We start from the raw sequence: 12,534 nt of genomic DNA, 5'->3' as shown, positions 1-12,534 counted from the left end.
CCTACACGACATCCTTCAAAAAGCTTTTCACGTTATGGTAGCGCTGCTCTTGCTCAGGCGTCAGTGAGCCATTCTCAATCGCTTTAATGCAGTTGCGCACTAGCGTGGGAGTGTTGTCGGCCATACCTTTTTCGCGGATCTCTACTGCCGTGGCTTGGAGCAGATTCAGCGCAATCGACGGATTCTTTGGCATGATGGTAAAAGCCTGACGGAAAATGTGCAGGGCTTCGTCTAAATCACCTTTTTGGTAATGGGTGACTGCGGCATTGTTAAGCGCTTTCGGACTTGACTGAATAGCGGTTTTTTCGTGCTTCTCTTGCTCGATGTAATGTAAAAACAATTCGCCTTGTTCAGGATCATGCTTACAGCGTCGCTCGATAACATCCAACATGTTCAGCGCGTGTTCAACCAAACCCACTTCATGAAAGGCTTTGGCTTTATCGAGTAGACCTTCCATCGGCTCGGCTTCCCACGCTTCATTGCTTAATTGCCCAAGTAGGGCTTTGGCATTATCAGTTTCATCCTGCAGATATAGCAAACGAGCGTCGATCACCTTTACCTGATCATCTACATCAGCTTTGGGGAAATGCGACTTAAGCTGCTTTAAGTATTCAGTGGTTTGCTTAATCAACTTATGTGTTTGTGATTCATCGGCCGTCATTGCGAAATCAATTCCAGCGCGGGCGACTGCAAGGTAGTTCTCTGGCTTATCGTGAATTGAATGTTTGGCAAACTTAACGATTCGTTTGGCTGCTTCGAACTGGGCGGCGTAATCATGGGTAATACGGGATAGTTCCATGGCGGTCTTATGACGGCGAATATTCCGCGGCGATAACTCCGTGGCAACTTCCACACTCTCTAGCGCATCGTCAAATTCTTGCTGTTTAATTTGCAGTGCGGTTAATAAATCATAGGCCGCAAGTTTACAGTCAGGCTTGAAGGCGAGCTCGAGTATGCGCTTTTCTGCGTCGTCGTCATGGTCGGTTTTGATCAATGCACGCACCAAACCCAACTGTGCCCAGGCAAAGGATTGCACGTTCAAAATTGCCTGATAAAAATCGATGGCTTGCTCAAAGAAACCGCATTGCTCCAACAGCTCACCCTTAGTCTTAAGCGCCAAAGGGAAAAATTCCGCATTTTTGGGTTCGCCTAAAAAGTTTTCCAACAAGGCTAGAGCCTTTTCTGGTTGCTGGCGCTCCATTAAATGATATATGGGTTTAAGTGCTTGTTTGCGATTCAGCACGCGGGTCAGGCGTTTATCTAACTCGCGCACAGTAAAGGGCTTGGCGAGAAAGTCATCGGGCTGCAATTCAACAATACTGTGCACAATATCGGGGGTTGTATCAGCACTTATAAACACAAATGCGGTGCTCGGAGCTATGTCACCATCTTGTTTGAGCTGATCGTACAGATAGTAACCGTCTTGTTCATTTTTGAGGTCATAAGAGCATATGATCAAATCAAAATATTCGCGCCGAATGGTCGCGAGGGCTTGATTAACCTTGTCGTTATACTCAATATTTTGAAAACCCAGCTCTTCCAACGAGTACTTCATGTAGCCCTTGGCTAAAACCTGATCATCAATGATGAGGACTTTGGATTGTCGGGCTAGTTTTAAATTCATACTCAGTTAAACGGCTTGGCTGTAATAAGGTTATCGTACATTAAACCAAAATTTTGAGCTATTTTGCCGTGGTTATTGGGTTTCTCGGGCAAACAGCTGGGTAGCATTAACCGCCGCTTGCCAACGCTTTAAACTCCGCGTTCGTTGCGCATTATCCATTTCACTGTCAAAACAACGGTCGACCGGATTCTGTTGACTCAATGTCGCAATATCAGCATAAACTCCGCACTGCAGGCCAGCTAAATAGGCTGCGCCCAATGCCGTGGTCTCCATGACTTGCGGGCGAACCACTGAGACATTAATGATGTCGGCTAAATACTGGCACACCCAGTCGTTATTCACCATTCCCCCATCAACCCGAACCGCTTGTACATCAATGCCGTCTTGTTGCATCGCTGAGAGCAGGTCATGGGTTTGGAAACACACTGATTCGAGTGCTGCGCGCGCTAAATGGGCTTCGGTGGTACCACGGGTTAAACCGAACACGCTACCGCGCGCATGAGGGTCCCAATGCGGTGCGCCCAATCCGGCAAAGGCTGGAACTAATACTACTCCATGACTATGCTCGACTGTCTCCGCGAGTGCCTTGGTTTGTTTTGCGTCGCTTATGACTTTTATCCCATCACGTAACCACTGCACCGCAGCACCGGCGATAAAGATTGAGCCTTCCAGCGCATAAGCGGTTTTGCCAGCGATGCTGTAACCAACGGTTGTGAGTAATTGATTGTGAGAAAAGCGCGGCGTGTCACCCGTATTAACAAGGGCAAAACACCCCGTGCCGTAGGTGCTTTTAAGACTTCCCGGGGAAAAGCAACATTGACCGATCAAAGCAGCTTGTTGATCACCTGCCACACCACCAATCGTGAATTCTTCAGCTAACACGTTGGGGGCGGTCGTGCCAAAGTCGTCAGCACTTTGTTTAATCGCCGGTAATAGCGCGCGGGGCACATTAAACAGCTCCAGCAATGTGTCATCCCACGCCAAGGTATTAATATTCATTAAGTTGGTACGACTGGCGTTGGTGGTGTCGGTGGCATGCACTTTGCCGTTGGTCAGGCGCCAAATTAAAAACGTATCGATAGTGCCAAATGCGAGTTCGCCAGCCTCAGCGCGTGCTCGAGCGCCTTCAACGTGATCTAAAATCCAGGCAATTTTACTCGCTGAAAAGTACGGATCTAAGCGCAGCCCACTGTGTGTTGCTACATCATGCCCTTGTGCTGCTAAAGCGCTGCATTGCGCTGCGGTGCGGCGGTCTTGCCACACAATGGCGTTGTAGATCGCTTTGCCGGTTGCGCGGTCCCACACAACGGTGGTTTCGCGTTGATTCGTGATCCCAATTCCCGCAATCGTAAAGCCATTTTGCTGCGCGCTCGCGATGGCCTGTTGGCACACCGCAAGGGTCGTCGACCAGATTTCTTCTGGATCATGTTCAACCCACCCGTCGTTAGGATAATGCTGGGTGAACTCTTGTTGTGCCGTGCAAATAATCTCTGCACTGGGTGAGAAAACAATGGCACGGCTGGAGGTCGTCCCTTGATCGATAGCAAGAATAGCTGTCTTTGACATATTTATTATCTTATTTATATTATTATTTAATTGTTATAGTATCTTTACCGCAGTCAGGTTTCAAATTGGTTGACTACGTTCAATGTAGGCCATCGAACCTTTTCTCTCAACAGGAATTAACAAAAACGTTTAAGGTGCGCTGATTAGGGTGCTAATCTATGCATGAGACAGGTTTAATAGGTGAACAAATGCGTGATACCCAGCTACGTGATACTAACATCAAAAAACTAGCCGCAACGACGTTCGATGTGCTGGTGATTGGTGGTGGCATCAATGGTGCGGTGTCTGCTGCTGCCCTGGCAAAAAAAGGAGCAAAGGCCGCGCTTGTGGATAAGGGCGACTTTGCAGGTTTTACCTCATCGAACTCATCAAACTTGGCTTGGGGTGGGATCAAGTATTTAGAAAACCATGAATATCTTTTGGTTAATAAACTCTGTAAAAGCCGTAATCATTTGATGCGCAGTTATCCCTCAACCGTCAAGGAAATCCGCTTTCTTACAACACTCCAAAAAGGCTTTCGTTTTCCGCATTGGTTTATTTACCTTGGGGCTTGTTTGTACTGGTTAATGGGGCGATTTTTTACCCAAGCGCCCAAGATGTTAAGTGCTGCACAGATCAAACAGCGTGAACCGGTCATCAATGTGGCCAACGCCTCGGGCGGCTTAGAGTATTCCGACGCTTTCTTGTTTGATAACGATGCCCGCTTTGTGTTTAATTTTATTCGCTCGGCCATGGATAACGATGCATGTGTGGCCAATTATGTGCAAGCGACTCAAGCCACGCGTGTGGATGGGTTGTGGCAGGTCGAAATGGAATGTCAGGAAAGTCAGAAGCGTTTTACTGTAACGGCTAAAACCATTATTAACGCCTGTGGACCGTACGTTGATAGCTTTAATCAGCTCAATCGGGTTACCACCGAGCATTCTCACGTGTTCTCAAAAGGCGTGCACTTACTGGTCAGAAAACTCACTCAAGTGGATAAAGTGTTGGCGTTTTTCGCCTCTGATGGTCGTTTGTTTTTTGTGATCCCGATGGGGAAGCGCACCTGTATTGGCACCACCGATACGCAAGTTGAAAAGCCTGAGACCGCTGCGTCTGAAGCCGATCGGCAATTTATTTTAGATAATGTAAACAAGCTACTGGCGCTGCCAGAGCCGCTCACCATGTCTGATGTAATCGCCGAGCGCTGTGGGGTGCGACCGCTCGCGGTAAAAGGCGGTGGTGGTAAAGCGGATTGGGTCCAACTCTCGCGCAAGCATGCCATTGATGTGGATACACAGCAGCAGTTTATTAGCGTCTTTGGCGGCAAGCTGACCGACTGCATCAATGTGGGCGAAGAGGTCAGCGAATATGTTTCAGAACTAGGCATTGCGTTACCCGACCCTAAAGCCAAATGGTATGGCGAGTCTCCTGAGGCATTCAAACAAGCTTTTTTACGCCGCGCTAAACTCATGGGTCTTGACGCCTTAACGCCGGCCTACTGCTCTGAGTCATTAACCACGCGCCTATGGCGGCGCTACGATGCTAATGCTATCCAGATTTTAGATGAAATTCAGCGTGATCCGTCGCAAGCCGAACAACTAATTGAAAACGCCGAATACATACGCGCTGAACTGCATTACGCGGCTCGACGGGAGATGATTACGCGCTTGGATGACTTTTTGCGGCGACGCTCAAAAATAGAGATGGTGTTAACCAAAGACGAAATTATCTCTGCCAAGGGATTACAAGAAGCCTGTGCCATATTGTTTGGAGACAAGGCAGAAAGGAAACTGCAAGAATATATTGATGCTAATTAGATATAACCTGCCTGCTGATAACGTTTGAATCCCCGCAGAGTTAAGCCTTTAAGTTCGTTAAAGAGGGTAGGGTCAACCTCATTGAAATTAAAACAGGATTTCCCTTGCATGCGTTTTTTAAGCTCTGGGCTAATCTTCTCTAGTAACTCCGGGAACACATACACGGGCATTAAATGAAAGCTCACAGCTCGTTTATTCACTTTAACTGAGCCAAAATACAAGGGTTTCTTATTCGGCATAATATGATGGGTATTCAGATAGAAGTGCTCGTTACTGTCAGTGACAATATCCAGCGCATTTGCATGCGAGAGCAGTATGTTTTTTAGTGCTGTAAATGTGTCTTCAAAGTTGTGCATAGGCTTTATGTGAATACACTCTTGATATTGCTTGTAAGCTAATCAGTCTTTGTTATTGTGCAATTTCTTATGCGCCAGAATTCCAACCACAAAGATAAATAGTATGATCAGGCCAGCCATGAGTAATAGGTTTATGATTGTTTCCATCTAAGATCTCCATTATTCACTAAAGGCCAGTCGGGCTACATGCTAGTTTATAACCTAATCATGCGCTGCAAGCTAAATGGTATAAACAGTAGCTTATTGACTAACAATAGTCGAAAAACCGCCAAAGATCATTCGTTTACCATCAAACGGCATATCCTTTGGATCCCATCCCTGAAAGCGTGAATCTTCCATTGCTGCCTTATTTCCGGCGTCGCGAACCTCTTTCGATGGCCAAACAATCCATGAGAAAACGACAACCTCGTCTTCTTCACATTTCACCGCCATGGGAAGAGAGGTCAATTTACCCTCAGGAACATCATCTGCCCAATTCTCTACCACCGATAATGCACCATGGTCGATAAACACTGCCGCAGACAGTTCAGCTAGGCGGATATAGTCTGCCTTATTCTTTTTGGGAACCGCAAGTACATAACCATCAACATATGACATAGTTAAAACCTCTTAAGGTTAATCTCTGTAAAGTTTAAGCACTTCACTGTTTTCAGCATCGAAGACAGAAAGCGAATTGCCATTTAACTGTATAGTAACGGACTCATACTCGTTTTTATAACCATTGAACATTTGCCCCGTCCACTCATGCTCTGTTGACGGGAGGATATTTTTTATAACCGTGAGCCCTGCATTCTGTTTGTGTATTTGGTGTTCTTTTACGCTGGCTGTACCGGCTGTTAAATTAAATTCAATCAGCGCTGGTTTAGTTGCGTGTTTCCAAACACCGTCTATTGTATGTGCAAAAGCGTTTGAGGTAATCACAAGTGCTGCGATGATAATAGAAAGAAGCGACATGTTATGCATATACCTTAAACAACCTTTTTTGCTTCTTTGCCAAACCAGATAATGTGAGAGCACTCTTTACACATTAAAATGTAAGCACTGCGATTTGCCCAATCTAAGTTTAAAAATGTTAGCCCAGCAGTGTTCAGTTGAGCTTCGCCAAGCTCAAACCGCTGATGGCCACAGTGAATACATTTAATTTTGTGGTTGTTGATTTCATACTCATCCGCATGTATAGCATTTAAGGCGCCTTTTAGGCCTTTCCCCAATTTTTTAAAATAACTCATAATTTTGAAATTCCTTTTTGCGCATTAACGCCGCTGTAATTGGCGGCTTTGTAGTTGATTGATTTTGTGCTGTTCAAGCACAAAAACGAGCAACGGAAAAGTCGTCCGATTAACAGCCTTGTTATGCTACTGCACTTACTATGTAGCACAGTAGCTTGATACGCCGCCCACAACTCAAGTTTTTAAGTTTTAGAAGGTATGATGATAAGTTGCCGGTAACTAACTTGCACAGTGATTTTTTGACCAATAGCAAAACATGTTTTTTCAAGCCACCGACCACGCAATAATGTATAGAGTTCAATAATTAGGACCAGATATACGCTACTGATGAAAAGTCTTTAACGAACCCTTGTTTGCCCTCGATGATGATTGCGGTATATTTTAGCTATTCGCCATCACAAAATAATACTTAACCAATTGATAAAATCGCTCAACGTAAGCAGGTTTGCTACTTTGATATCGATGTAAAAAGTAAAAATCCCAAGGACGGCAGTGGTAGTTGGGAAGTAGGTGTACCAAATTGCCTCTGCTGATCGCTTGTTTGCAAACAAATTCAGGAATTAAGGCGATCCCCATATCCGCGAGTGTCATTTCTAATAATGTGGGGAGGTTATTGGTTTGGGCGCAATATTCCAGCAAGAGATGTTGCTCGGTTTTTTGTTGTGTGTTGATCAAGGTGATTTCCTCTTTTTGCCAATTGCTGGCAATGTATTTATGTTGCTGCAATTCTCTAAATGTTTGTGGTGTACCGTGACGTTGTATGTAGTTGGCCGTTGCGCAAAAGATGTCTTTAACTTTGCAGATGTGTTGGGCTCTATAATTGCTGTCTTTAAGTCTGCCACCAAATATTGCCACGTCTAATTCATGTTCTATCAAGTCTTGCCATTTGCTGGTGATGATCAATTCGGGTTCGATCAGTGGATATTCTATGCATAGCTGGCGTATGGCGGGTACGATGATATTGCGCTCAAAAAATGGCGGCACGGACATTTTAAACTGGCCACTAGGTTGGCTTTTAATCTTTTTTACGTCACTCACGGCATTGGCCAACTGCTCGCTCAATAATTCACTGCGTAACAATAGGGTTTCACCTAGCTGTGTTAATACAACGCCTCGGGTATTTCGAACCAATAACTGCATATCGACTTCGCTTTCTAGCCGTTTGACTTGTTGGCTGATGGCGGATTTACTTAAGCCCAACTTTTTTGCAGCGCCAGTAAAGGATCGTTGTTTGGCTACTTCGGCAAAGATCAGAAGTAATGGAGCAAGTTTTATTGCGTTCATATATATAAATAATGAGTTAAATAAATGGTTATTGTGCAAAAATATGAAAGCTCGTAAGATTTGTCAACTTTTACACAGTCAGTCGATAAATCAGGAGTCACCATGAGTAGTTATATTGTTGTTGAATTAAACGTATTAGATGCCGATAAGCTTGCCCTGTACAGTCAGTTGGCTGCGCCAACGGTTGCTAAATTCAGTGGAAAATTTATTGCCAAAGGTGCTGTTAAGTCATTACACGGAGATCAAACATTTACCAATAAAGCAGTGATTGAATTTCCCTCCGAACAGCACGCGCAAGATTGGTATCAAAGTGAGGAGTATCAGGCGCTAATTGAGTTGCGTAATCAGGCTGTAGAGAGTCAGTTCCATCTGGTGGCGGGGGTTTAAAAGCATAACGCCCCAATGCTTGCTGCGAAAATGGCGAAGCCGCAGCAAGTAGGCGTCCCAGCGAGCGAAGCGAGTGTGTTGATCGGTTTGTTAGGCATCATTACCGCCTTTGCCTCCACGAAACAAAAAGAAAAGCTAAACCGAAAGCCGCAGCCCCAAAAATATACAAGTTAGATAACATTCCGTCGAAGAAATATAGTTCGTGATTTGATAAGCCGAAATGCAAGACACTATGAATAACCAAGAAACAACAGACGATTGTTCTAAAAGTATCCCTAACTTTTAATGAGCGGTGGTGACCTAGGTAGAAAAACATAAAGAAAAGTGGAAAGTGAGCGGCAATAAATAAAGCGCTAGCAGTTGCTTCTGGCAATTCAAAAATATGAAACAAAAGCCTCCACTCAAAATTTAAAACTGCGTCCATTTCATGCGTAAAAAGAGCTGAAATGCCGAGGTAATAGAGTAACGTTTTCATGATGCCTAACACCCCCATAAGGGGCAATTACCTGTAGGCTAAAATACGGAGCGAAGCGGAGGGAGCCCACGTGTAATTGTCCCGCTTACTTGGCTTGTTAGGTGGCATTTCAAAATATCCTCACCTATCCCTGTAACTCTCCTAAAATTTGCCCATTTTTTACAAGGACAAAACGAGTCACTTTATTTTTGTGTTTGGTAATCTCAACCATATCGGTTGGATTTTGCTTTTTCAAAGCTTCTACAAAACTTGCAGTAAATTTTTTTACAGATTCAGGCGGGTTTGTAGTTCCTTTATCTTGCATTGATTGCCGTCTTTGATAAATAAACAAAAAATGCTCGACCGAATTGGGCATGAAACCTCCTGACACCTAACACCCCGATAAGGGGCAATTGCTTGCACGCGAGAATATCGGGTCCGCGTGCGAGTAATTGTCCCAGCGAGCAGAGCGAGTGAGCTTGATTGGCTTGTTAGAACTGTGGTTCATCGGAGCAATATGCTAGTGCTTTTTCGTAGTTTAAGGCATCTTCCATGTAAAAATCGACCTGAACAATTCGGATAATCGCTTGTTTGGAAGCATTTTTACGTGTTGCTTCCCACTTCCATTTTTCTAAAGCTCTTAAAGCAGGCATAGAGAATGAATCAGTTGGGAAACTCTCAATAAGCTGAATATCAACGGTATCGCCAGAAGAGCTAATGGTAATCTTGAATCTCGAACAACCGGTAATCTTTCTTTCGACCTCTGACTGAGGATAAACGGGGGCAACTGGTTTAGCCAGGCTCCAATACTTTTTAGCCTCTTCTCTACTAAAGGTTAAGTCGATGGGAGTGACTAAATCTGATTTCGGTTTATGGGAAGTTGTGCAGCCAAACAAGAGTAGAGTTAAACAAATTAAAAAAATAGCAAATTTCATATCATTCCTTGAAAGTTCTAACGCCCCAATAAGGGGCAAATACGTGTACGGCATAATTTGAGGAGGCCGTACACGTATTTTTCCCAACGACCGCAGGGAGTGTGCTTAATTGACTTGTTAGCAGTCATGCCGATTTAAACCGCCATTTTTCAATCTTTGGAGGTATGAAAGCGACTGCAAAAAACAAAAGGGCAGAAACGTACCAAAGTGAACTATCTTCGGATACGCCAAAGCCTAATTCAGGTAATACAACTTGCGTAAACAAACCCACAACAACCCCTAGAAAAAGCAAAGATTCCCAATGAATTTTCGTAGTTCTAGATAAACGCCTTCCAAGTAAATAGCCCAAGGTTGGTAGAAAATCTAAGAATATAGAAAAGGCGATGATAAATATGTATTGGCCAGTAGAAAGCTTATCTTCCATTGGTATGCCAAGAAGAATGAACAAGCCAACAATTGCATTTCCTAAAAACAAATAAAGCATAAAATTCCTTTTGACTGCTAACGCCCCAATAAGGGGCAGTTGCTTGCCCGCGAAAATAGCGGCAGCGCGGGCGAGTAACTGTCCCAGCGACTGCAGGGAGCGAGCTTGATTGGTTTGTTAGGTGTCATTTGCAGAAACGACCTCCATTTTTATTTCGGACGGTTCAAAGGTAACAAGCCATTTTGTAACGCCTTTTTCATCACTGCACTCAATATCATACCCTAAGCACGGGGTAGTATAAATTTCTACGATTGTTCCAATATCCCCTACTTTGGGAACACTGTTGCCAAGACCAGAGCTACAAACCTTCTGTTTTTCGGGATTGGTGATTTCTAGCACCCTGATTACATAGTACTGATTGAATCCCAAAGCTTTTGTCACCTAACTTTGAGCTAAGGGGCACAAACATGGGGCGCATAATAGCCGACGGCGCGCCATGTTTGTGTCCCAGTGTGCCCGTTCTTGGCACACGGCTTGAGCGTCTTGTTATATGGCTTTGTCAATTGCAAGAGAAGCTGCGCCGAGTGTTGCAAAGATGAATATGGAACTATATACGAGCTTTAAGAAAAATAAGAGTTTCTTATTATCTGATTTCCCATTCATTTTTTTACACCCAGCAAAAATAATTGCGCCAACATATAAAGAGCTCAATGCAATAGAGCTATAGATAAATTGCTTAGCGCTGATACCTAAAAAAGCATCTCCTTCCATGGCTTCCATCGCTAGAAGAAAACCTGCACCAATAACAGCTATAGGCGCTGCCATCCTTTTCAAAGATGTATCTACAATTTCAAAGAAATCATCTAAATTCATTTTTTACCTGCCATATAACTTTAAGCTAACGGGCAAAAACGCAATGCAATAATGGCGAAGCTGCATTGCGTTTTTGTCCCAGCGGTTCGCGCAGCGAACTGCGTGTTTAGCGCTTTGTTATGTGCCTTTACAGATACAACCGCAGGTAAGCCCATAGTTTTGAATTTAGCTGACATATCTGGAAAATGCGTAACTCGCTTTGACACAGGTCTTTTTTACTTCGGTAGGGAAATATCAATTTCCCAACGACGACATATTGCGGAAAGCTGCTGCATAGCATCTAGAGGAATCGCTTTTTTAAATTTGATATTTAACTCTAATCCTTTACCTGAAACACTATCAAATTCCGGCAAAGAGTATAGGCACTTGAAAAACACCTCTTCATCTTCAGCAGAGAAAAATGTCGGACCAGCGATAATAATATTCTTTTCAGTATGCATTAATTTGAAATCTTCACAGGCACATAACACTAATCTAAGGGGCAAATACGTGTACGGCATAATCTGAGAAGGCCGTACACGTATTTGTCCCAGCGACCGAATGGGAGTGACTTGAGCGCCTTGTTATGTGCCATTACTTTGCCGATATCTTTGTATGTAGCTTTTGCCATGATGACTTATTAAAGAACCAATAGGAATACATGCATAAGGGAAATATAAAAAAGAACAGTAGCCAAATGACAACGATATTTGCGCGATGTACTTCAGGCGATGGCGTAACTTGGAATGCATACCACAAGCCAAAACTAGTAGGTGCTACCAGCATCGAAAAAACAACTATCCATGCATGTTTTGATGGAAGTAATTCTGGGTGCTTTTTAACTATATAATGTCGAGTTCTGTCTGCAGGTACAATTAAACAAGCAATACCTGCCAAAATCAAAAGCCACGGAATTTGAAATAGGAAGGCTGCGATACTTAACATGCAAAGGGAAAGTAACCACAGAATATAAACTACGAGGCTTTCTTTAAGCATGTTGCTCCTGGCACATAACGCCCCGCATAAAGGGCAGCTAGCTGTGGGCTAAATTCGCGCGCAGCGCGAGCCCACAGGTAGATGTCCGCGCGAGCGCAGCGAGTTTTAATGCGATTGTTAGCTGCGTGCATCGTCAACAACAAATATAAATTCTTGCTCACCAATAGCAATGCTAACTTCTTCGCCGATTTTGGTAGAAAAAGACGGTGCTGCAATTTGATTGTTAAGAGTAATCTTTGTGTTTACTTCAACAAAGCCTGCATCTTTAGGAGCAACGCTTAACTCCAATGAATATAATCCTTCAACACTCATTGAAGCGGTATCATTTGAAGCGACAACAAGAATTGGGGTGCCAATAACTACTGAGTCATGTTTGAGAATAGTATTGACCTTATAATCAGCATTAGCCATTCCAATACTAGAGATACTCAAAAGAATTAGGGTAAGTAATTTCATAAAACTTCCTTTTTTAATTAATTTCCAAAAATTAGCAGCTAACACCCCAATAAGGGGCAGTTACTTGCCCGCGAAAATAGCGACAGCGCGGGCGAGTAACTGTCCCAGCGAACAGAGTGAGCGAGCTTGATCGGTTTGTTATACGTCATGCTAATTTAATCCTCTATACGTT

Annotated in this window: 19 protein-coding genes; 2 read left to right on the top strand and 17 right to left on the bottom strand. The window is 43.9% G+C overall.

What is annotated here, in order from left to right:
* Position 1: 1 nt before the first annotated feature.
* A complete protein-coding gene (locus tag CSH92_RS00090) occupies positions 2–1,624 on the bottom strand; it encodes a response regulator (RefSeq protein ID WP_100655587.1) in 1,623 nt (540 codons plus the stop codon).
* A 72-nt stretch (positions 1,625–1,696) separates the two neighbouring features.
* Positions 1,697–3,190, bottom strand: a complete 1,494-nt coding sequence (gene glpK / locus CSH92_RS00085) for a glycerol kinase GlpK (RefSeq protein WP_100655586.1) — start codon at positions 3,188–3,190, stop codon at positions 1,697–1,699.
* Positions 3,191–3,348: 158 nt separating this feature from the next.
* On the opposite strand from glpK, the gene CSH92_RS00080 reads away from it, so the two are divergent.
* Entirely contained in the window at positions 3,349–4,989 is a 1,641-nt protein-coding gene (locus tag CSH92_RS00080; protein ID WP_240612689.1) for a glycerol-3-phosphate dehydrogenase/oxidase, read from the top strand.
* Here CSH92_RS00080 and CSH92_RS00075 read toward each other — a convergent pair.
* From CSH92_RS00075 to CSH92_RS00050, 6 genes are all read right to left on the bottom strand, one after another.
* Entirely contained in the window at positions 4,986–5,345 is a 360-nt protein-coding gene (locus tag CSH92_RS00075) for a hypothetical protein (RefSeq protein ID WP_100655585.1), read from the bottom strand. The genes CSH92_RS00080 and CSH92_RS00075 overlap by 4 nt on opposite strands.
* Before the next feature lie 240 nt (positions 5,346–5,585).
* Complete coding sequence (locus CSH92_RS00070) at positions 5,586–5,942, bottom strand: DUF1428 domain-containing protein (RefSeq protein ID WP_100655584.1); 357 nt, start codon at positions 5,940–5,942, stop codon at positions 5,586–5,588.
* Positions 5,943–5,960: 18 nt separating this feature from the next.
* A complete protein-coding gene (locus CSH92_RS00065) occupies positions 5,961–6,299 on the bottom strand; it encodes a hypothetical protein (RefSeq protein ID WP_100655583.1) in 339 nt (112 codons plus the stop codon).
* Between the two features lie 14 nt (positions 6,300–6,313).
* A complete protein-coding gene (locus CSH92_RS00060) occupies positions 6,314–6,574 on the bottom strand; it encodes a hypothetical protein (protein ID WP_100655582.1) in 261 nt (86 codons plus the stop codon).
* Between the two features lie 182 nt (positions 6,575–6,756).
* Positions 6,757–6,858: a SymE family type I addiction module toxin gene (locus CSH92_RS17385; protein ID WP_164084612.1), complete on the bottom strand. Its 102-nt coding sequence runs from the start codon at positions 6,856–6,858 to the stop codon at positions 6,757–6,759.
* Positions 6,859–6,955: 97 nt separating this feature from the next.
* Positions 6,956–7,858, bottom strand: a complete 903-nt coding sequence (locus CSH92_RS00050; protein WP_100655580.1) for a LysR family transcriptional regulator — start codon at positions 7,856–7,858, stop codon at positions 6,956–6,958.
* Positions 7,859–7,960: 102 nt separating this feature from the next.
* Between CSH92_RS00050 and CSH92_RS00045 the strand changes: the two genes are divergently transcribed.
* Positions 7,961–8,245 carry a DUF1330 domain-containing protein gene (locus tag CSH92_RS00045; RefSeq protein ID WP_100655579.1) on the top strand — a complete coding sequence of 95 codons (285 nt, stop codon included), beginning with the start codon at positions 7,961–7,963 and terminating at the stop codon, positions 8,243–8,245.
* A 100-nt stretch (positions 8,246–8,345) separates the two neighbouring features.
* On the opposite strand, the gene CSH92_RS17040 is transcribed toward CSH92_RS00045, so the two are convergent.
* The 9 genes from CSH92_RS17040 to CSH92_RS00005 form a co-directional block, all read right to left on the bottom strand.
* Entirely contained in the window at positions 8,346–8,720 is a 375-nt protein-coding gene (locus tag CSH92_RS17040; RefSeq protein WP_124916886.1) for a DUF6713 family protein, read from the bottom strand.
* A gap of 124 nt (positions 8,721–8,844) precedes the next feature.
* On the bottom strand, positions 8,845–9,024 hold the full coding sequence (locus tag CSH92_RS00040; RefSeq protein WP_124916885.1) for a hypothetical protein: 180 nt from the start codon (positions 9,022–9,024) through the stop codon (positions 8,845–8,847).
* 166 nt (positions 9,025–9,190) lie between these two features.
* Positions 9,191–9,634 (bottom strand): energy transducer TonB, encoded by a 444-nt coding sequence (locus tag CSH92_RS00035; RefSeq protein WP_164084611.1) that lies wholly within the window; start codon positions 9,632–9,634, stop codon positions 9,191–9,193.
* A 124-nt stretch (positions 9,635–9,758) separates the two neighbouring features.
* Positions 9,759–10,118, bottom strand: a complete 360-nt coding sequence (locus CSH92_RS00030) for a hypothetical protein (protein ID WP_100655576.1) — start codon at positions 10,116–10,118, stop codon at positions 9,759–9,761.
* Between the two features lie 117 nt (positions 10,119–10,235).
* On the bottom strand, positions 10,236–10,457 hold the full coding sequence (locus CSH92_RS00025; RefSeq protein WP_240612688.1) for a DUF4926 domain-containing protein: 222 nt from the start codon (positions 10,455–10,457) through the stop codon (positions 10,236–10,238).
* A 147-nt stretch (positions 10,458–10,604) separates the two neighbouring features.
* On the bottom strand, positions 10,605–10,931 hold the full coding sequence (locus tag CSH92_RS00020) for a hypothetical protein (protein WP_100655574.1): 327 nt from the start codon (positions 10,929–10,931) through the stop codon (positions 10,605–10,607).
* Between the two features lie 215 nt (positions 10,932–11,146).
* On the bottom strand, positions 11,147–11,371 hold the full coding sequence (locus tag CSH92_RS00015; protein ID WP_124916884.1) for a hypothetical protein: 225 nt from the start codon (positions 11,369–11,371) through the stop codon (positions 11,147–11,149).
* A 133-nt stretch (positions 11,372–11,504) separates the two neighbouring features.
* Positions 11,505–11,906 carry a hypothetical protein gene (locus CSH92_RS00010; RefSeq protein ID WP_100655572.1) on the bottom strand — a complete coding sequence of 134 codons (402 nt, stop codon included), beginning with the start codon at positions 11,904–11,906 and terminating at the stop codon, positions 11,505–11,507.
* A gap of 117 nt (positions 11,907–12,023) precedes the next feature.
* Positions 12,024–12,362 carry a hypothetical protein gene (locus CSH92_RS00005; protein WP_100655571.1) on the bottom strand — a complete coding sequence of 113 codons (339 nt, stop codon included), beginning with the start codon at positions 12,360–12,362 and terminating at the stop codon, positions 12,024–12,026.
* Positions 12,363–12,534 lie beyond the last annotated feature (172 nt).

Origin of the sequence: Neoalteromonas flava, from assembly GCF_002807685.1 — a bacterium.
In the GTDB taxonomy this organism is placed as follows: Bacteria; Pseudomonadota; Gammaproteobacteria; order Enterobacterales; family Alteromonadaceae; genus Alteromonas_E; species Alteromonas_E flava.
Note: the sequence above shows the minus strand (reverse complement) of the source record. Positions and strands in the feature narration are given on the sequence as shown.